Source organism: Citrobacter sedlakii, assembly GCF_018128425.1.
In the GTDB taxonomy this organism is placed as follows: domain Bacteria; phylum Pseudomonadota; class Gammaproteobacteria; order Enterobacterales; family Enterobacteriaceae; genus Citrobacter_A; species Citrobacter_A sedlakii.
Genome location: NZ_CP071070.1, coordinates 418,176 through 437,751, shown reverse-complemented (window position 1 = coordinate 437,751; position 19,576 = coordinate 418,176). Strand labels below are relative to the sequence as shown.

The following is a 19,576-nucleotide window of genomic DNA, read 5'->3' as shown; positions in this document are numbered from 1 at the left end:
AAAATCACTAAATGGCAACCATAAATCATCGGTTAAGGAAATTAGCCAACAGTTGATGCCCCTGCTCGCTGAGAATACTCTCCGGATGGAACTGAACGCCCTCCAGATCCCAGGTCGTATGGCGAATCCCCATGATCTCCTGCGCCTCGCTCCAGGCGGTGACCTCGAAGCAAGCGGGCAGCGTGGCAGGATCAACAATCAGCGAATGGTAACGGGTTACCCTTAACGGGTTGGCTAATCCCTGAAACACCCCCTGCCCGTTATGGCGGACAGGCGAGGTTTTGCCGTGCATCACCTTCGCCGCGCGGACAATCGTTGCGCCGAAGGCCTGCGCCATCGCCTGATGCCCAAGACAGACGCCAAGCATTGGCAGTCGCCCGGCGTAATGGCGAATCGCCGCCAGCGAAATGCCAGCGTCATCAGGCGTACAAGGGCCGGGGGAGATGACGATTTTTTGCGGGCCAAGCGCGTCAATCTGCGGCAGCGTCAGCTCATCATTGCGCTTAACCAGCACATCCGCGCCCAGCTCGCAAAAGTACTGGTAAAGATTCCAGGTAAACGAATCGTAGTTGTCGATAAGCAGGATCATGGCGGCTCCGGTACAAGAAAACCGCGCTATTCTACTCAGTTTCCTCGACTTCGCTTACCCCTTTCCGAAATATCGCCTCCAGCGCGCTAAGGTCACCCATCGCCCCTTCCTGATTCGCCTGGTTCCAGCGATCGACCGGAATATCCCGCCAGTGCAGTAAATAGCCCGCGTGGATGGCCAACTGTTCAAAGAAAATACGCTGCGCCATACCACTGCCGATGCGGAACGGGTGCAGTACGTTGATCTCACAATAGTAATGCGCCAGGCGATTCACAAACTTCTCTTTGGGCAACCCAACCAGATACCCTTCTTCTTCCAGATCCTGCATCAGGGCGTTGCCTTCTTTCTCGATATACGCGAAATGGCAAAAGCGGGTATCGCCCTGATAAATATCGACCTCGCGCAATTGCCCTGCCCAGTCGAAAACATCCTGGTACAGCTGGCGATGGAGGGCGCATAAATGCGGTAGCCCTCGCTTCAGCGGACCAAGCTCAATGGTTGCCGCCCGCAGCGCCGTCAGCTCCCATGCCGCCTGCGTCAGCCGCTCCGCCTGGCGGATCCCCAGTCGGTTACGCATGACGTTCAGACCGGGGTAAAGATACGGATCGCGATCGTCGCCGATTTTAGCGCTCATAGTGCCTCCGGAGTTCGTCAAGGCGTGCCAGCGCCTCTGGCGCGGTTAACGTGACTAGCGGGCTGTCGACGCCCTCAAGGCGTCGGCTGGCCTGAAAATTGGTATTGCGCTGCTGCTCCCAGAGCCGGGATTTCTGTCTGTCGGTGAGTTTTTTCACTTTACGCCTCCCTGATAGTCTCGTGTCTGCCAAGTATAAGCGGCAAAACGCGGTTACGCAGGAAGGGGAAACAGGCGCGGGCATGAAACACCCGCGCCGAAAGGGATTACGGCAGGACTTTTGCGGAGAGGATAACGACCGGTTTTGTCGGCACATTCTGGTATGGACCCACATCTTTGGTCTGAACCTGAGAGATCTTATCGGCAACATCCATCCCTTTCACAACTTTACCAAAGACGGCGTATCCGAAGTCGCGCTGGCCGTGATCGAGAAAGGCGTTGTCGGCGACATTGATGAAGAACTGGCTGGTGGCGCTGTCCTTGTCTGCGGTACGCGCCATCGCAATGGTGCCTCGGGTATTACGCAGACCGTTGTCGGCTTCGTTTTTGATCGGCGGATTCGGCTTCTTCTGCTGCATCTGCTCGTTGAACCCACCACCCTGAATCATAAAGCCTGGGATCACGCGGTGGAACGTGGTGTTGTTATAGAACCCGCTGTTCACGTAATCGACAAAGTTCTGCACTGATACTGGCGCTTTCTGGCTGTTCAGTTCCAGTTCAATATTACCGGCAGAGGTTGTCAGCAGAACGTGCGGATCCCCTTTCGCCGCCAACGCCGCAGGAGAGAGAGCAGAAAGGGCGAAAACAGCTGCGACAGCCGCCAGGGTCGATTTGAGCATGAGAATTCCTTAACGAGAGCGGTAACAAAAAGCAAGTGCTTTGATTCTAAAGAGGCTTCAGAGACAAGGCCATCCCTTTACCTATTTTTACTTACCAGAAACATCTGTAACTTACTGACCGCCAGGCTATGCGTGATTTTGATCACAATAAAAAATGTAACGCACTTATTAATTGCCAATAAAAGTTTAAATGAATCACTAAAGCGCCTAAAATCTGCCCGCTCGTGGCGCAGTCAATGCGCTTTACTTTCTTATACACACAGTTTTCAGGTGCGTATCAACACAGGCCAGTCATGACTAACAGCAACCGCATCAAGCTCACATGGATTAGCTTTCTTTCCTACGCCCTGACCGGGGCGCTGGTTATTGTCACCGGGATGGTGATGGGAAACATCGCAGAGTATTTCAACCTGCCGGTTTCCAGTATGAGTAATACCTTCACCTTCCTGAACGCCGGTATTTTGATCTCCATTTTTCTTAACGCCTGGCTGATGGAAATCGTCCCGCTTAAAACGCAGCTGCGTTTTGGCTTTATCCTGATGGTACTGGCGGTGGCCGGACTGATGTTCAGCCACAGTCTGGCGCTGTTTTCCGCTGCGATGTTCGTGCTTGGCGTGGTAAGCGGTATCACCATGTCGATCGGGACTTTCCTGATCACCCAGATGTACGAAGGCCGTCAGCGCGGCTCGCGCCTGCTTTTTACCGATTCCTTCTTCAGCATGGCGGGGATGATTTTTCCAATGGTTGCCGCCTTTTTGCTGGCCCGCAGCATCGAGTGGTACTGGGTATATGCCTGCATCGGCCTGGTCTATGTGGCGATTTTCCTGCTGACCTTTGGCTGTGAATTCCCCGCGCTGGGCAAACATGCACCGAAAAGCGATACACCGGCAGTAAAAGAAAAATGGGGCATCGGCGTACTGTTTCTCTCCATTGCCGCGCTGTGCTATATCCTGGGCCAGTTGGGCTTTATCTCATGGGTACCGGAATACGCGAAGGGACTGGGAATGAGTCTGAACGATGCCGGTACGCTGGTCAGCAACTTCTGGATGTCTTATATGTTCGGTATGTGGGCATTCAGCGTCATCCTGCGTTTCTTTGACTTGCAGCGCATCCTGACGGTGCTCGCCGGTCTGGCTGCGGTTCTGATGTATCTGTTTATCACCGGCACGCCAGCGCATATGCCGTGGTTTATCCTCGCGCTGGGCTTTTTCTCAAGCGCCATTTACACCACGATTATTACGCTGGGCTCCCAGCAGACGAAAGTGGCGTCGCCAAAGCTGGTTAACTTTGTGCTGACTTGCGGCACCATTGGCACCATGTTGACCTTCGTGGTCACCGGTCCTATCGTGGCGCACAGCGGCCCGCAGGCGGCGCTGTTCACCGCTAACGCTCTGTATGCCGTCGTGTTTGTGATGTGCTTTATCCTCGGTTTTGTCACCCGCCATCGCCGTCACGAGGTGTCCGCGATGCATTAATTCAGTTGCCCGGTAGCGTAGGGTTACCGGGCATCCTGATCTTTCCTGAGACGGATAAAACGTAACGTGTTGTCGTCCGGTCCCCCTCCCTCTAAGGTCTTAGCGCCTCTCTTCGCCGGGAGTAGCTGGAGATGCTGAAAAACCCCTCATTTTGTATGTTATTTATACAATCGCGAAAAGTCTGACATTTCCGTGACTTATAAAAATCCTGACAAATCAGCAATATACCCCTTAAGGAGTATATAAAGGTGAATTTGATTTGCATCAATAAGTGGGGTTGCTGAATCGTTAAGGTAGGCATTAATAGAAAAGAAATCGAGGCAAAAATGAGCAAAGTCAGACTCGCTATTATCGGTAATGGTATGGTCGGCCATCGCTTTATTGAGGATCTTCTTGATAAATCCGACGCTGCCAATTTTGATATTACTGTTTTCTGCGAAGAACCCCGCAAAGCGTATGACCGTGTGCACCTGTCATCTTACTTCTCCCATCACACTGCCGAAGAACTCTCTCTGGTGCGTGAAGGCTTATACGAGAAGCATGGCGTGAAAGTGCTGGTCGGCGAACGCGCTATCACCATCAACCGTCAGGAAAAGGTGATCCACTCCAGCGCGGGCCGCACGGTTTACTATGACAAGCTGATCATGGCCACCGGCTCCTATCCGTGGATCCCGCCGATTAAAGGCTCCGAAACGCAGGACTGCTTTGTCTATCGCACCATTGAAGATCTCAATGCCATTGAGTCCTGCGCCCGTCGCAGCAAACGTGGCGCGGTAGTCGGCGGTGGACTGTTAGGCCTGGAAGCGGCCGGCGCGCTGAAAAACCTCGGCGTGGAAACCCACGTCATCGAATTCGCGCCAATGCTGATGGCGGAACAGCTGGATCAGATGGGCGGCGAACAGCTACGCCGCAAAATCGAAAGCATGGGCGTGCGCGTCCACACCAGCAAAAATACCAAAGAGATCGTCCAGACAGGGACCGAGGCGCGTAAGACCATGCGTTTTGCCGATGGTAGCGAACTGGAAGTCGATTTTATCGTGTTCTCCACCGGTATTCGTCCGCGCGATAAGCTGGCCACTCAGTGCGGTCTGGAGGTCGCTACGCGCGGTGGGATCGTGATTAACGACGCCTGTCAAACTTCTGACCCGGACATTTACGCCATCGGCGAATGCGCAAGCTGGAACAATCGCGTTTACGGCCTGGTGGCGCCAGGCTACAAAATGGCGCAGGTCGCCGTTGATCATATCCTTGGCAACGAAAACGTTTTTGAAGGCGCGGATCTGAGCGCTAAGCTGAAGCTGCTGGGCGTTGACGTGGGCGGCATTGGCGACGCGCATGGCCGAACGCCGGGCGCGCGTAGCTATGTTTACCTCGACGAAAGCAAAGAGGTCTATAAGCGCCTTATTGTCAGCGAAGATAACAAAACCCTGCTCGGAGCGGTGCTGGTGGGCGACACCAGCGACTACGGCAACCTGCTGCAACTGGTGCTGAATGCTATCGAACTGCCGGAAAACCCGGACTCCCTGATCCTGCCTGCCCACGCGGGTAGCGGTAAGCCCTCGATTGGTGTGGACAAGCTGCCGGACAGCGCGCAAATTTGCTCTTGCTTCGACGTCACTAAAGGCATGTTGGTCGCCGCCATCAACAAAGGTTGTCACACCGTCGCCGCGCTGAAAGCCGAAACCAAAGCCGGTACAGGCTGCGGCGGCTGTATCCCGCTGGTCACCCAGGTGCTGAACGCCGAACTGGCGAAACAGGGCATTGAAGTGAACAATAACCTGTGCGAGCACTTTGCCTATTCACGCCAGGAGCTGTTCCACCTGATTCGCGTCGAAGGCATCAAAACGTTCGAAGAGCTGCTGGCAAAACATGGGAAAGGTTACGGCTGTGAAGTGTGTAAGCCCACCGTCGGTTCCCTGCTGGCCTCCTGCTGGAACGAATACATTCTGAAGCCGCAGCACACCCCGCTGCAGGATACTAACGACAACTTCCTGGCGAACATCCAGAAAGATGGCACTTATTCCGTTATTCCCCGTTCTGCTGGTGGCGAAATCACTCCGGAAGGACTGGTGGCGGTGGGCCGTATCGCCCGAGAATTTAACCTTTACACCAAAATCACCGGTTCTCAGCGTATCGGCCTGTTCGGCGCGCAGAAAGACGATCTCCCGGAAATCTGGCGTCAGTTGATCGAAGCCGGTTTCGAAACCGGTCATGCCTATGCCAAAGCGCTACGTATGGCGAAAACCTGCGTCGGCAGCACCTGGTGCCGCTACGGCGTCGGTGACAGCGTGGGCTTCGGCGTTGAGCTGGAAAACCGCTACAAAGGTATTCGCACCCCGCACAAAATGAAGTTCGGCGTCTCCGGTTGTACTCGTGAATGCGCCGAAGCCCAGGGGAAAGACGTGGGCATTATCGCCACAGAAAAAGGCTGGAACCTGTACGTCTGCGGTAACGGCGGGATGAAACCGCGCCATGCGGATTTGCTGGCGGCGGATATTGACCGTGAAACGCTGCTCAAATATCTCGACCGCTTCATGATGTTCTACATCCGCACAGCGGACAAACTGACCCGTACCGCGCCGTGGCTGGATAACCTGGAAGGCGGCATCGAGTATCTGAAGTCCGTCATTATTGACGACAAGCTGGGCCTGAACGCCCATCTCGAAGAAGAGATGGCGCGTCTGCGCGAAGCCGTAGTGTGTGAGTGGACTGAAACCGTCAATACACCCTCTGCGCAGGTTCGCTTTAAGCACTTCATCAACAGCGATAAACGCGATCCGAACGTCCAGGTCGTGCCTGAACGTGAACAGCATCGTCCGGCCACGCCGTATGAACGCATCCCGGTCACTCTGGTGGAGGAAAACGCATGAGCCAGTGGAAAGACATTTGCCACATTGATGACATCCTGCCGGAAACCGGCGTCTGCGCGCTGTTAGGCGAGGAACAGGTCGCCATATTCCGCCCGTATCACAGCGATCAGGTGTTCGCGATTAGCAACATCGACCCGTTCTTTGAGTCCAGCGTACTTTCTCGCGGACTGATAGCAGAGCATCAGGGCGAACTGTGGGTCGCCAGCCCGCTGAAGAAACAACGCTTCCGCCTGAGCGACGGGTTGTGCATGGAAGACGAAAGTCATTCCGTCGCGCATTACGACGCGCGAGTGAAAGACGGCATTGTGCAGTTACGCGGTTAATTTTTTCGGGAGGCGCAACGCCTCCCTTTTTTGACGTTTTTTTCATTGTTAATTGTGTTCACAACGTCATTTGTGCGGCTGCGCAGAGGCTGAAGTGAAAAGGGATAATCAATACTATGTATACTGACACTATCAATAAATGCGCGGCTAACGCTGCGCGTATCGCACGCCTGTCGGCAAAAAACCCGCTGGGATTCTGGGTAAGCTCTGCAATGGCGGGAGCCTACGTTGGCCTCGGCATCATCTTGATCTTCACGCTGGGCAACCTTCTTGATCCTTCTGTACGACCACTGGTGATGGGCGCTACCTTTGGCATCGCCTTAACGCTGGTGATCATCGCCGGTTCTGAACTTTTTACCGGGCATACTCTGTTCCTGACGCTCGGCGTCAAGGCGGGCACCATCACCCACGGTCAGATGTGGGCGATTCTGCCGCAAACCTGGCTCGGCAATCTGGTCGGCTCCGTGTTTGTCGCACTGATGTACAGTTGGGGCGGCGGCAGCCTGCTGCCGGTTGATACCAGCATTGTGCACTCCGTGGCGCTGGCGAAAACCACCGCGCCAGCCACGGTTTTGTTCTTTAAAGGCGCGCTATGCAACTGGCTGGTATGTCTGGCGATCTGGATGGCGATTCGCACCGAAGGCGCCGCCAAATTTATGGCGATCTGGTGGTGCCTGCTGGCGTTTATCGCCTCCGGCTACGAGCACTCCGTGGCGAACATGACGCTATTTGCCCTCTCCTGGTTCGGTCACCATAGCGAAGCCTATACCCTGGCAGGAATAGGTCATAATCTGCTGTGGGTAACTCTTGGCAATACTTTGTCCGGTGTCGTATTCATGGGATTAGGTTATTGGTATGCTACGCCAAAATCGGAGCGTCCCGTTCCGGCGAAAATTAACCAAACTGAGAATCTGATCAGTGATTAAGGGGTAATGTCGTGGACCATTTGCCTATATTTTGTCAACTCCGTGACCGCGACTGCTTGCTTGTCGGCGGTGGTGATGTCGCAGAACGCAAAGCGCGGCTGTTGCTGGACGCGGGCGCGCGTTTAACGGTGAATGCGCTGGCGTTTGATCCGCAGTTCACCGTATGGGCAAATGAGGGCATGTTAACCCTGGTCGAAGGGCCCTTTGATGAAACCCTTCTTGACCCCTGCTGGCTGGTGATTGCCGCCACGGATGATGATGCGGTTAACCAGCGCGTCAGCGATGCGGCAGAATTGCGCCGAATCTTCTGTAACGTGGTGGACGCGCCGAAAGCCGCCAGCTTCATCATGCCGTCAATTATCGACCGTTCGCCGCTGATGGTGGCGGTCTCCTCGGGCGGCACCTCACCGGTGCTTGCCCGCCTGCTGCGCGAAAAGCTGGAATCCCTGCTGCCTCAGCATCTCGGCCAGGTCGCACATTACGCCGGAACACTGCGCTCACGCGTGAAGCAGCAGTTCGCCACCATGGGCGAACGCCGTCGCTTCTGGGAAAAATTCTTCGTTAACGATCGTCTGGCGCAGTCGCTGGCTAACACCGACGAAAAAGCAGTGGCGGACGTCACCGAGCAGTTACTTAACGAGCCGTTGGATCATCGCGGCGAAGTGGTGCTGGTGGGAGCAGGACCGGGCGATGCCGGCCTTCTGACCCTGAAAGGACTGCAACAGATCCAGCAGGCCGACGTGGTGGTGTACGACCGTCTGGTGTCAGACGACATCATGAACCTTGTGCGTCGCGACGCGGATCGCGTATTCGTCGGCAAACGCGCGGGCTACCACTGCGTACCGCAGGAGGAAATTAATCAGATCCTGCTGCGCGAAGCGCAAAAAGGCAAACGCGTGGTGCGTCTGAAAGGCGGCGATCCGTTTATCTTTGGTCGCGGTGGCGAAGAGCTGGAAACCCTCTGCCATGCGGGCATTCCGTTCTCGGTGGTGCCGGGAATTACCGCCGCCTCCGGGTGCTCTGCATACTCCGGGATCCCGCTGACCCATCGCGATTACGCGCAGAGCGTCCGTCTGGTCACCGGCCACCTGAAGACCGGCGGCGAGCTGGACTGGGAAAACCTGGCGGCAGAAAAACAGACGCTGGTGTTTTACATGGGCCTGAATCAAGCCGCTACTATTCAACAGAAATTGATCGAATTCGGTATGCAGGCGGATATGCCCGTCGCACTGGTAGAAAACGGCACCGCAGTAAAACAGCGTGTGGTGAAAGGCGAACTCGCACAATTAGGCGAGCTGGCGACGCAGGTAGAAAGTCCTGCATTAATTATCGTGGGTCGCGTCGTCGGATTACGCGAAAAGCTAAATTGGTTCTCCAACCATTAATACTGTCTGAACACAAAGGCCAGCACTGTCTGGCCTTTTTTATTGCCGTCAGGAATAAACGTCCGGAATCATACCTTCTTATAACCGCATGAATTTAAAGATATAAGCATCTTGCCCCGGTTTATTTCTCCATTCCCTTACTGACGCAAAAAATAGATTACGCTATCGTCGAATCCGGGTGGGGAAAATATATTCACCACCTCTATCATTAGTTAAAAATTATATTTTTTACATAGGAAATGTAAATGAACAAGTTTATTAAAATGGCACTGGTGGGCGCAGCGCTGGCTACCCTGACGGCATGTACGGGTCACGTTGAAAACCGCAATAAAACCTGCTCTTATGACTACCTGCTGCACCCAGCCATTTCTATTTCCAAAATTATTGGCGGCTGTGGTCCAATCGCAGAGTAATAGACTCTGAAAAATTGCGCAGATACAAAAAAACCGGGGCTTCCCGGTTTTTTCGTTTTTCGCGTGTTATTACGGTTTGGCGACAAACCCAATCGCTTCGTACACCGCTTTTAGCGTTTCAGAAGCCCTCGCGCTGGCTTTTTCAGCCCCTTCTTTCATCACTTTCTGCAGGAACGCTTCGTCGTTGCGGAAACGGTGATAACGTTCCTGAAGCTCGGTCAGCATGCCGGAAACGGCTTCCGCCACTTCGCCTTTCAGATGGCCATACATCTTGCCTTCAAAGTGTTTTTCCAGTTCAGGGATGCTCTGACCGGTGACGGCTGAAAGGATGTCCAGCAGGTTAGATACGCCCGCTTTATTCTGAGTATCGTAACGCACGACCGGCGGCTCGTCGGAGTCGGTCACCGCGCGTTTGATTTTCTTAACCACCGATTTCGGATCTTCCAGCAGACCAATCACGTTGTTGCGGTTGTCGTCTGACTTGGACATCTTCCTGGTCGGCTCCAGCAGCGACATCACGCGCGCGCCTGACTTCGGAATAAACGGCTCAGGCACTTTGAAGATCTCGCCATACAGCGCGTTGAAACGCTGCGCAATATCGCGGCTCAGTTCGAGGTGCTGTTTCTGGTCTTCGCCGACCGGAACCTGGTTAGTCTGATACAGCAAAATATCGGCTGCCATCAGCACTGGATAATCAAACAGACCGGCGTTGATGTTTTCGGCGTAGCGCGCAGACTTGTCTTTAAACTGGGTCATGCGGCTCAATTCACCGAAATAGGTGTAGCAGTTCAGCGCCCAGGCCAGCTGCGCGTGCTCCGGCACGTGAGACTGAACAAAGATGGTGCTTTTCTCAGGATCGATACCGCACGCAAGGTACAGCGCCAGGGTGTCCAGCGTCGCTTTGCGCAGTTGCTGTGCATCCTGACGCACGGTGATGGCATGCTGGTCAACGATGCAGTAGATACAGTGGTAGTCATCCTGCATGTTCACCCACTGACGCAGCGCACCCATGTAGTTGCCAATGGTCAATTCACCTGAGGGCTGTGCGCCACTAAAAACGATGGGCTTAGTCATTTTTCGATTCCTGATTTTCGCTATGCGGAAGCCCGAGAGCGGGCAGAAGTTCATTTATGCGGTCGTACATGAGGTCAGGCTGGCTCAGAGAGATCGGCTCGCCGTAGTTATAGCCGTAGGTGAGTCCTACTGACGGGCAACCTGCCGCTTTTGCAGCCTGAATATCATTACGCGAATCCCCGACAAAGAGCAATTGCTCAGGCGAAATACCGAGCTTACTTGCCACCATCAGCAGCGGATCCGGATGCGGTTTTTTGTTTTTCACGTCGTCACCGCCGATAACCACGCTGAAATATTTGCTGATATCCAGCGCGTCCAGCAGCGGCGCGACAAACGGCGTCGGTTTGTTGGTCACCAGACCTAACGGCAGCCCTTTCGCGTGCAGCGCGCCCAGCGTGTCGGCGACATCAGGGAATAAAAACGTCCCTTCTTCAGCCACATCGCCATAGTATCTGTCGAACAGCTTGCGCAGAATGCGGACCTGTTCTTCGGCGGGGATATCATCATCGACGGGGGGTTTGCCCTGGGACTGACGTAACGTGGCGCGCTCCTGACGGGCCCAGGCAAGCGCACGCGCCATTAATACGTCCGCGCCGTTACCTATCCAGGCGATCACGCGTTCTTCGCCTGCCGTCGGCAGTTCCAGCGCGTACAGCGCCATATCCACCGCGGCGGTTAATCCCGGCGCGCTGTCGACCAGCGTGCCGTCGAGGTCGAAGGCGACGCCCCGAATATCCTGCAATTTATCCATGACTTACCTTTGCCAGTTCACGGCGCATTTCATCAATGACTTTTTTGTAGTCAGGCTGATCGAAAATAGCGGAGCCTGCAACGAACATATCTGCTCCCGCCGCCGCGATTTCACCGATGTTGTTTACCTTCACACCACCGTCAACTTCGAGACGAATGTCGTAGCCGGACTCATCGATACGGCGACGCACTTCACGCAGCTTGTCCAGCGTTTGCGGAATAAACGACTGGCCGCCAAAACCCGGGTTTACGGACATCAGCAGGATCACATCCAGCTTATCCATCACGTAATCGAGATAACTCAGCGGCGTTGCCGGGTTGAAGACCAGACCCGCCTTACAGCCATGTTCTTTAATCAGTTGCAGCGTGCGGTCAACGTGTTCAGAGGCTTCCGGATGAAAAGTAATAATGCTGGCGCCTGCGGCGGCAAAGTCCGGGACAATGCGATCAACCGGCTTCACCATCAGATGCACGTCAATGGGTGCGGTAATGCCGTATTTGCGCAGAGACTTCAGCACCATCGGGCCGATAGTCAGGTTGGGGACGTAGTGGTTGTCCATCACATCGAAATGCACGACATCCGCACCGGCAGCCAGTGCTTGTGCGGTGTCCTCACCCAGGCGGGCAAAATCAGCCGACAGAATTGAGGGGGCAATCAAATACTGTTTCATCCGCTTCTCCTTGAGAATTATTTTTTCGCGGGTGAAACGACTCCTGGTTTGTACAGAGCCAGCAGTTCGTCCACCTTTTTACGTGTGCCGCCGTTGCTGCTTATACTGCGTCGCACTTTGACCTGAAAATGTTTTGCCGCTTTATACCACTCACGCGTATCGGGCGTGTCGTGGTTCGAAATTAGCACCGGGATCCGCTTACTGACCAGCTTTTCCGCCATCTGAGCCAGGTGCGCCTGCTCTTTGGGACTGAAGCTATTGGTGTGGTAAGCGGTAAAATTCGCCGTCGCCGACAGCGGCGCATAAGGCGGATCGCAATAGACAACCGAATTGCTATCCGCGCGATTCATGCACTCTTCATAAGAGAGGCAATGAAACTCTGCATTCTGCGCTTTTTGGGCAAAGTGATACAGCTCAGCTTCCGGGAAGTAAGGTTTTTTATAACGGCCAAAAGGGACGTTAAATTCACCGCGCAGATTGTAACGACACAGGCCATTGTAGCCATAGCGGTTCAGATACAGAAACAGCACCGCGCGACGGAAGGGATCTTCACTGGAATTGAACTCCTCGCGCAGTTGGTAGTAAACCTCAGCGAGATTTGTTTCGGGCGTAAACAGCTCGCGGGAAGCCTGCACGTACTCGTCGGTACGTGTTTTCACAATGTTGTAGAGGCTGATAAGGTCACTGTTAATATCGGAAAGGATATAACGCGAAAAGTCGGTGTTGAGAAACACCGACCCGGCCCCAACGAAGGGTTCGACCAGACATTCGCCTTTTGGTAAATGCCTTTTAATATCATCCAGCAGGGGGTACTTTCCCCCTGCCCACTTCAGAAAAGCGCGATTTTTTTTCATGCTGACTAACTAATTACACCTTCTCCGGCTGTGGAGAAAGCTCCGACAGCATCCTGCGCTTAACATTACTTGAGATCGGCTTGAACCTGATGCAACGGTTTAGCCCACGGATTTTTTGCCTGCACATCGGCTGGCAGCGTAGACACTGCGCGTTTTGCCTCGTCCTTCGAGGCATAGACGCCCGTTACAAGAACATACCACGGCTGACCATTACGCGTCGTCTGATATACCACATAGTTTTTCAGATTCTCTTTCTTCGCCCAACCGTTCAGGTTGTCGTAGTTAGAAGAACTGCTCAACTGCAGCGTGTAATGACCGGACGGCGCTGACTTGAGAGAACCGACGTTACCGGTGCTTTTCGTTCCACCGGCGCTCCCTGTCGTTGCCGCTGGCGTGGTCTGAGCCGGGGCGGCTTTCTGCACAGGCGTGGCGCTCGCCGTGGCCTTAGGCGCTGTCGTCGCGGCTGGCGCGGACGTTGCGGGTTTAGACGTTGCTGTCGGTTCGGTACGCTTCGGCTGGGTCACCGGCTTTGGTTCTGCTGGTGTCGCTTTCGCGGTTGCCTGCGGTTTCTTCGGCTCAATCACCGCCTGCTTCCGCTCCGGACGGGACGGCGTCGGACGTTCCGCTGTCGGCGCGGTTGCCGTCTGACGCGGCGCGTTGCCGTTACGAACCGGCGCCACGGTAGCGGGTTCAGTCGGCAGCGTCGAGTTCACCACCACATTGTTCATCTGTTCCTGACCCTGCGGCTGGGTCAGCGCATTATTCAGGTCACCCTGAACTTCAACACGCTGCTGGCCTTCTGCCGTGGCTGGCGCCTGACCCTGCGTTGGCGTTGAGGAGATCGGCGGCAAAGAGACGTCCTGCGGGGAATTCCCTGCGGTCTGCTCGGCGGATGTAGCGCCTGGCGCAGGCTGCGCCCCGTTAGCCTGGTCTGCGGCATTGCCGGAAAGATCGATGCTCTTTTCGCCTGAGGCCGTTTGTGCGTTGGAAGAAGGCGTGGATGGCGCTTTCAGCGCGGAGCCAATTCCAATGATCAGCAGCAACAGCACCAGCACCCCTACGCCCATCATCATGTACTGACGGGAAGCGGGTTTACTGGCCACTTTTTTACGCTTACGTGGACGACGCTCAACGCGTTCTTCATCCACACTTTCGTCATCGGATTCGTATTCTTCTGGTTCCGGCTCATCAAGACGCTCTTTGCGTCCGCGAGTGGGACGACGATCGTCCGCGTCCAGATCAACATCATCAAAGTTGATCTGCGGCTCACCGCGTTCAGAAGATTGACGAGAACGACCAGGGCGACGATCGCTGGGATCGGGTTTCAGCTCGTCTTCTGGTTTGAATTCATCCATTTAACACCCCACTCAAAGGTTAATGCTTACTACGTTGCACCAAACCTGAATTTAAATGGCCGATACGTGTGCCGTATCAGTCCGACCTTTCTTGTTGTTACGCCTGCTTGCAATCAGCGATAGCGTTAAGAACCACCTCATGCGACACTCCGCCGCGGACTTCACTTTTCCCTATCGCCAGCGGAAGCACTAAGCGTATTTCTCCCGCTAACACTTTTTTATCACGCAGCATGTGCGGCAGGTAAGCCTGCGCGGACATGTCTCGCGGACCGTGAACCGGCAATCCGGCGCGCTCAAGTAAGGTGATAATGCGCTGCGTCTCTGCTGGCGTAAACTGTCCGAGCCGTTCCGAAGTGCGCGCCGCCATTACCATACCTGCTGCGACCGCTTCACCGTGTAACCAATTGCCATAACCCATTTCAGCTTCAATAGCATGGCCGTAGGTGTGTCCCAGATTGAGTAAAGCACGTAAGCCGGTTTCGCGCTCGTCTGCTGCGACAACTTCGGCTTTCAGCTCACAACAACGACGAATACAGTACGCCATCGCCGGGCCGTCGAGACGCAGCAACGCATCCAGGTTTTCTTCCAGCCAGCGGAAAAATTCACCATCAAGGATGATGCCGTATTTGATCACTTCCGCAAGGCCAGACGCCAGCTCGCGCGCGGGCAGCGTTTTCAGGCAGTCGAGATCCACGACCACGGAGGCGGGCTGATAAAACGCGCCGATCATATTCTTGCCGAGAGGGTGGTTGACGGCGGTTTTACCGCCAACGGAGGAGTCAACCTGCGACAGAAGCGTCGTTGGAACCTGAATGAAGCGCACGCCGCGCTGATAGCTGGCGGCGGCGAAACCGGTCAGATCGCCAATCACGCCGCCGCCAAGGGCGACCAGTGTCGTATCACGACCGTGCGGTTTTTGCAGCAAGGCGGTAAACACGGAATCCAGCACCGTCAGGCTTTTATACTGCTCGCCGTCAGGCAGGATGACGCTATCAACGTTGACACCCGCATGTTCAAGTACGCTGCGAATCTTATCAAGATAGAGGGGAGCCAGGGTTTCGTTGGTGACCAACATAACCTGATCGCCCGATTTCAGCGGTAAGAAAGAAGCCGGTTCGTCAAACAAACCAGCCGCGATGGTGATAGGGTAACTACGTTCCCCGAGAGTGACGGTGATCCTCTCCATGACGCGACATCCACCTTAATAGCTAATACCCGCTTACCGAGTGTGTATTAAGAGCCTAATGGGCCAGGCTCAAGCCGGAATCAGTTGTTTTCCAGCATATGAATGATCTGATTTGCAACGACTTTCGCGCTCTGATCGTCGGTACGAATAGTGACGTCAGCAATCTCCTCATACAGTGGATTGCGTTCGTCGGCCAACGCTTCCAGAACTTCGCGAGGCGGCGCTTCCACCTGCAACAGCGGACGTTTTTTATCGCGCTGCGTACGCGCAAGTTGTTTTTCGATGGTCGTTTCGAGGTAAACCACGACGCCACGTGCGGAAAGACGATTACGGGTTTCACGTGATTTAACAGAGCCACCGCCGGTTGCCAGCACAATACCCTGTTTTTCCGTCAATTCGTTAATGACTTTCTCTTCACGATCGCGGAAGCCGTCTTCACCTTCTACGTCGAAGACCCAGCCCACATCAGCTCCGGTGCGTTTCTCAATCTCTTGATCAGAATCGTAAAATTCCATATTGAGTTGTTGAGCTAACTGGCGCCCAATGGTGCTTTTTCCGGCACCCATAGGCCCAACCAGAAAGATATTGCGTTTCTCTGCCATTTTTTCGGTACTACTAAGACTGATCGTTAATGATAAACCCGCTTCGCCGACACTGAGCGCAGCAGGACATGAACTGAAACCTCATAAGATATTGCGAGAGTCAGACTGAAAATTATCTCAATACTCAAGCGGGTTTGGCAACTGAATAAATCACCAAACCAGATTGTAGACAACCCGAGTCAGCGTTGCCGGACGGCGATGAGAAGTACCGACTCTCAAATCGGTACTCCTTGTATGCTAAATAGTTGCGCACGTCAAACCCCTGAAACGAGTTAAGTGCAAAAACACCGGTGTTTCATGCATAAATCATTCTGTCGAGACCAATCTGGGGGTAATGAAGACCACCAGTTCACGGCGCTCATTTTCTTTCCCGTCATGGCGAAAAAGCTGCCCAAGCCAGGGAATGTCGCCTAGCAACGGCACGCTGTCTTTACCGGATTTATTCTTACGCGAGAAAATGCCCCCCAGCGCCAGCGTTTCGCCGCTTTTCACCTCAACCTGCGTTTCGATCTCCTGTTTGTCGATAGCCAGCACTTCGCCGTCGGCCTGTTGCAGCACCTGCCCCGGCATGTTCTGGCTGATATGCAGTTTAAGGCGAATCCGCCCCTTTGCCAGCACCGTAGGCGTCACTTCCATTCCCAGCACCGCTTCTTTGAACTCGACTGACGTGGCGCCGCTTTCGCCGCTGGAAACCAGGTAGGGGATCTCGCTTCCCTGCTTTATGCTGGCGGGTTGTAAATGCGAGGCCAACAGGCGCGGGCTGGCGATGATATCAAGTTGCTGTTTTTGCTCCAGTGCGGAAAGCTCCAAATCCAACATGCGCCCATCTATTCGCCCGATATTAAACCCCACGCGCGCTGTCGCCGCGGCAACGGACAGGTCGCCCGCCAGGGCTGTCACCTGCCCTACGCTGCCCGCCTGCTGAGCGTCGGCCAGCGTCCATTTGACGCCCAGTTCGCGCAGGCTTTTCTCGTTTATGGTCACGATATGCGCCGCCAGTTCGACCTGCCCGACCGGAAGATCCATCTGTCCTGCCCAGTGTTCAAGCAATGCCAGCGCCGGTCGGGTGTCTCTGACCAGCAGCCGGTTGGTGCGTTTATCCACCGTGATGCTGCCCCGGGGGCTCAGCAGCGCACTCCCCGCTTTCGCCAACTCACCGGCGTCGGCATAGTGCAGCGGGATAGGGCGATTTTCCAGCGGCAGGCTGGCCTGTCGCCTCGCGTTTTCCGCTTCCCGACGCGCCGCCTCTGCGCTCCGCCAGTCGGCGGAATGGATATGCATAATCGAACCGTCCTGACGCAACACTAAACCCGCGCTTTTTACCACCGTCTGTAACGCCTGCTGCCAGGGCACGTCCGTCAGATGCAGCGACACCGCGCCGCTAACGTCCGGCGAGATCACCAGATTTTTACGCTCCTGCTCGGCAAGCGCCTGTAACACCTGGGCTACCGGCACATCATCCACCACCAGAGTGACGCTCTGTGCCTTTCCGGCCTGTGCCGGATACAATATGGCTAACAGTACCGCCAGTATCCAATGCCTCATCAACGTCTCCTTGTCTTTGCCATCGCCATTGCGGCGGGTCACATTCTGTTCCCGTCTGAACGGTTAACGTCTGCTCGTTGAGCTGAATGACCGTCCAGCCGGTATCAAGCACCGTATTCAGCTCAACCCGCCGCCATCGATGTTCGCTGTCGCGCAGCAGTCCAATATGTCGCTCCCCTTTTCCAACCACGCCCTGATACCGCCACTGCGCCAGTGTAGAGGAATGGCAGCGATCCTCTGGCTGGCGAAAGGGATCGCGCATCCCGGTCAGGAGCAATAGCGAGATAACCGCCAGAAGCCAGCGCCTGTTAGTCATGAAGCGACTCCAGCGTAAGCGTCAGCAGCAGTGCGTTTTTCTCCGCCGTCAGGGAAAAACCGTTGACCGAGATTCCGCGTTCTGCGAGATACGCAAATAGCGAAGGAATCGCCTCCCACTTTGCGCGCAGCGCCAGTTCTCCGCCCTGCGTCGATGGCTGCCAGTGGCGCAGACGCAATCCCGGCAACGCAATAGCGAGCGGGGAGAATGGCGCGGTATTTGCCGTCGTTAACGCAGGGATATGCGCCGCCGACTCTGCAAGGCGATGCAGGCTTTGCCAACGTTGAGCGTTCGCCGCCCGCTGCTGCGCCAGCGATGCACCGCTTTCCACGGGTGAAAGAAACAGGCAATACGCCGCCAGCGCGCTCAGGGCTAATGTCCAGCACGCCCAGCAAACGGCCCGTATCCGTGGCGATAACGCACACCAGAGATCAAAGAGCGCTGTCATGCGTATCTCTCTCTGTCAGGCGATATTCAAAGAGCCAGTGTCCCTGTTCGTTCTGACGCGTCCCGCCAGTGTGGCTGATGACAAAGGTCCGGGAGCCCCGCAGCGTTGTCTCCAGCGCGCTTAATGCCGCATAGGTCAGCGTTTTACCACTCAGCGCCAGCGTGCTTTGCCTGTACTCGATCTTTGTCAGCCAGGCCTGTTCAGGAAGATGCTGCGCCAGCGCGCGTAGCGCAGACTGCCACCGCCGGGTAGCCTTTCGCCGCTTCTCCTGCGCTATGGCCTGCTGCGTCTGCATCTGACGCCGCTGCAGATGCGGTTTTATGGCAGTCAGCGCCGCCGTCCGTTGGTTTTCAGCCTGCAATAACTGCGCATCTACCCGCCCGTTAACGTTTCGGGTGGCATACCCCATCATGCCCGCCGCGAGTGCCAGCGCGGCGGATGCGCCAAACATGACGCCCCAGAAACGCAGGCAGGCCCTGCGTCGGCGCTGTCGCCAGGGCAGAAAATTGACAGATGACGTCATGCGCGCGCGTCTCCCAGCGCAAGCCCAAGCGCGACGGCGAAGGCGTGGCCTTCTTCAGGGACAGGAGGCTGGCGAACTGAAATCGCCTGCCACGGATCAAACTGCGCTTTCGCACACAGCGCCACGGCGTCTGGCGTAAGGGAAAGAGACGCGGAAAGCCCATCGACTGACGCCACCTCCGCCACCGTTTTGCGCCCCCAGGCGTACCGCGTCGCCCAGAGCCACTGCGTCTCATCGCGCCAGGCCACGCAGGATTGCGTGGGAGGAAGAAAAGGCAGCAGCCGTTGCAGCGCGCAAGCATCTGGTGTGATAGCCGCGACCTGGATCCGGAGCGTTTGCGCGAGCGTTAACAAGGTGGAGACTTCTTTGTCCTGGGCGGCTGTGACCGTAAACGCGGGGGCCAGCGCATCTTCGCTGTAGTCAAAACGCAGGGCGTCCGGGTCCATATCCAGTTCGCGGGCCAGCGAGCCCGTCAGCCACGCTGTTTGCTCTCGTTCGCGTAAGGACATTGACGGTCGGGGAAATGTCTTTTGCCGCGTACGGCTGGCGGGAAACGAGAGATGAACCTGATGTCGCTGCGGCAGTTCACGGCTCCAGGCGTGGAGCGCCGCGGCAAGCGGTTCCGGGTCGTGCATGTGCCCTTCCTGCAAGGTGGATTGCGCCAATGGGATACGCCACCAGCGCTGAAGCGACCACCCCGACGCGCCGCGCACAACGGCCACCGCCAGCGCTTCACGTTGTTGAATATGCAAACCAATTTGCCAGATTTTAAAAGCCATCGCTGATGATCTCCTTATCACC

The 19,576-nt window shown here is 55.5% G+C and carries 22 protein-coding genes; 6 read left to right on the top strand and 16 right to left on the bottom strand.

Annotated elements, in window-relative coordinates; all coding sequences use genetic code 11:
* Positions 1 to 25 precede the first annotated feature (25 nt).
* The 4 genes from pabA to ppiA form a co-directional block, all read right to left on the bottom strand.
* Positions 26 to 589, bottom strand: coding sequence for an aminodeoxychorismate synthase component 2 (gene pabA / locus JY391_RS02025; protein WP_200035618.1), 564 nt, complete (start codon positions 587 to 589; stop codon positions 26 to 28).
* 31 nt (positions 590 to 620) lie between these two features.
* Positions 621 to 1,223: a putative adenosine monophosphate-protein transferase Fic gene (locus JY391_RS02020; protein WP_042286314.1), complete on the bottom strand. Its 603-nt coding sequence runs from the start codon at positions 1,221 to 1,223 to the stop codon at positions 621 to 623.
* Positions 1,213 to 1,380: a FicA/YhfG family antitoxin gene (ficA, locus tag JY391_RS02015; protein WP_060571196.1), complete on the bottom strand. Its 168-nt coding sequence runs from the start codon at positions 1,378 to 1,380 to the stop codon at positions 1,213 to 1,215. The genes JY391_RS02020 and ficA overlap by 11 nt, the downstream gene beginning before the upstream one ends.
* 106 nt (positions 1,381 to 1,486) lie before the next feature.
* Positions 1,487 to 2,059 (bottom strand): peptidylprolyl isomerase A, encoded by a 573-nt coding sequence (gene ppiA, locus JY391_RS02010; protein WP_042286322.1) that lies wholly within the window; start codon positions 2,057 to 2,059, stop codon positions 1,487 to 1,489.
* A 293-nt stretch (positions 2,060 to 2,352) separates the two neighbouring features.
* On the opposite strand from ppiA, the gene tsgA reads away from it, so the two are divergent.
* From tsgA to JY391_RS01980, 6 genes are all read left to right on the top strand, one after another.
* Positions 2,353 to 3,534: an MFS transporter TsgA gene (tsgA, locus tag JY391_RS02005; RefSeq protein WP_042286325.1), complete on the top strand. Its 1,182-nt coding sequence runs from the start codon at positions 2,353 to 2,355 to the stop codon at positions 3,532 to 3,534.
* A 326-nt stretch (positions 3,535 to 3,860) separates the two neighbouring features.
* Positions 3,861 to 6,404: an NADPH-nitrite reductase large subunit gene (gene nirB / locus JY391_RS02000; protein ID WP_211935159.1), complete on the top strand. Its 2,544-nt coding sequence runs from the start codon at positions 3,861 to 3,863 to the stop codon at positions 6,402 to 6,404.
* A complete protein-coding gene (gene nirD, locus JY391_RS01995; protein ID WP_042286330.1) occupies positions 6,401 to 6,727 on the top strand; it encodes a nitrite reductase small subunit NirD in 327 nt (108 codons plus the stop codon). The genes nirB and nirD overlap by 4 nt, the downstream gene beginning before the upstream one ends.
* 116 nt (positions 6,728 to 6,843) lie before the next feature.
* Positions 6,844 to 7,653: a nitrite transporter NirC gene (gene nirC / locus JY391_RS01990; RefSeq protein ID WP_211935158.1), complete on the top strand. Its 810-nt coding sequence runs from the start codon at positions 6,844 to 6,846 to the stop codon at positions 7,651 to 7,653.
* A gap of 11 nt (positions 7,654 to 7,664) precedes the next feature.
* Complete coding sequence (cysG, locus tag JY391_RS01985; protein WP_042286335.1) at positions 7,665 to 9,038, top strand: siroheme synthase CysG; 1,374 nt, start codon at positions 7,665 to 7,667, stop codon at positions 9,036 to 9,038.
* Positions 9,039 to 9,283: 245 nt separating this feature from the next.
* Positions 9,284 to 9,451: a YhfL family protein gene (locus tag JY391_RS01980; protein WP_211935157.1), complete on the top strand. Its 168-nt coding sequence runs from the start codon at positions 9,284 to 9,286 to the stop codon at positions 9,449 to 9,451.
* Between the two features lie 69 nt (positions 9,452 to 9,520).
* Here JY391_RS01980 and trpS read toward each other — a convergent pair whose 3' ends face one another.
* The 12 genes from trpS to JY391_RS01920 form a co-directional block, all read right to left on the bottom strand.
* Positions 9,521 to 10,525 carry a tryptophan--tRNA ligase gene (gene trpS / locus JY391_RS01975; RefSeq protein WP_042286340.1) on the bottom strand — a complete coding sequence of 335 codons (1,005 nt, stop codon included), beginning with the start codon at positions 10,523 to 10,525 and terminating at the stop codon, positions 9,521 to 9,523.
* A complete protein-coding gene (gene gph, locus JY391_RS01970) occupies positions 10,518 to 11,276 on the bottom strand; it encodes a phosphoglycolate phosphatase (RefSeq protein WP_211935156.1) in 759 nt (252 codons plus the stop codon). The genes trpS and gph overlap by 8 nt, the downstream gene beginning before the upstream one ends.
* Entirely contained in the window at positions 11,269 to 11,946 is a 678-nt protein-coding gene (gene rpe, locus JY391_RS01965; protein ID WP_042286346.1) for a ribulose-phosphate 3-epimerase, read from the bottom strand. Before rpe ends, gph begins: the two co-directional genes overlap by 8 nt.
* Positions 11,947 to 11,963: 17 nt before the next feature.
* On the bottom strand, positions 11,964 to 12,800 hold the full coding sequence (dam, locus tag JY391_RS01960; RefSeq protein ID WP_042286349.1) for an adenine-specific DNA-methyltransferase: 837 nt from the start codon (positions 12,798 to 12,800) through the stop codon (positions 11,964 to 11,966).
* 65 nt (positions 12,801 to 12,865) lie between these two features.
* Positions 12,866 to 14,155, bottom strand: coding sequence for a cell division protein DamX (gene damX / locus JY391_RS01955; protein WP_211935155.1), 1,290 nt, complete (start codon positions 14,153 to 14,155; stop codon positions 12,866 to 12,868).
* A gap of 97 nt (positions 14,156 to 14,252) precedes the next feature.
* Complete coding sequence (aroB, locus tag JY391_RS01950) at positions 14,253 to 15,341, bottom strand: 3-dehydroquinate synthase (protein WP_211935154.1); 1,089 nt, start codon at positions 15,339 to 15,341, stop codon at positions 14,253 to 14,255.
* A gap of 80 nt (positions 15,342 to 15,421) precedes the next feature.
* The gene (gene aroK / locus JY391_RS01945; RefSeq protein ID WP_042286358.1) at positions 15,422 to 15,943 is read right to left on the bottom strand and encodes a shikimate kinase AroK; all 522 of its coding nucleotides are present in this window, start codon (positions 15,941 to 15,943) and stop codon (positions 15,422 to 15,424) included.
* Positions 15,944 to 16,249: 306 nt separating this feature from the next.
* A complete protein-coding gene (gene hofQ / locus JY391_RS01940; protein ID WP_211935153.1) occupies positions 16,250 to 17,488 on the bottom strand; it encodes a DNA uptake porin HofQ in 1,239 nt (412 codons plus the stop codon).
* Entirely contained in the window at positions 17,400 to 17,804 is a 405-nt protein-coding gene (locus JY391_RS01935) for a HofP DNA utilization family protein (protein WP_211935152.1), read from the bottom strand. The genes hofQ and JY391_RS01935 overlap by 89 nt, the downstream gene beginning before the upstream one ends.
* Positions 17,797 to 18,252, bottom strand: a complete 456-nt coding sequence (locus JY391_RS01930) for a HofO family protein (RefSeq protein ID WP_211935151.1) — start codon at positions 18,250 to 18,252, stop codon at positions 17,797 to 17,799. The genes JY391_RS01935 and JY391_RS01930 overlap by 8 nt, the downstream gene beginning before the upstream one ends.
* Positions 18,236 to 18,775: a PilN domain-containing protein gene (locus JY391_RS01925; RefSeq protein WP_200035609.1), complete on the bottom strand. Its 540-nt coding sequence runs from the start codon at positions 18,773 to 18,775 to the stop codon at positions 18,236 to 18,238. Before JY391_RS01925 ends, JY391_RS01930 begins: the two co-directional genes overlap by 17 nt.
* Complete coding sequence (locus JY391_RS01920) at positions 18,772 to 19,554, bottom strand: hypothetical protein (RefSeq protein ID WP_060571184.1); 783 nt, start codon at positions 19,552 to 19,554, stop codon at positions 18,772 to 18,774. Before JY391_RS01920 ends, JY391_RS01925 begins: the two co-directional genes overlap by 4 nt.
* Positions 19,555 to 19,576 lie beyond the last annotated feature (22 nt).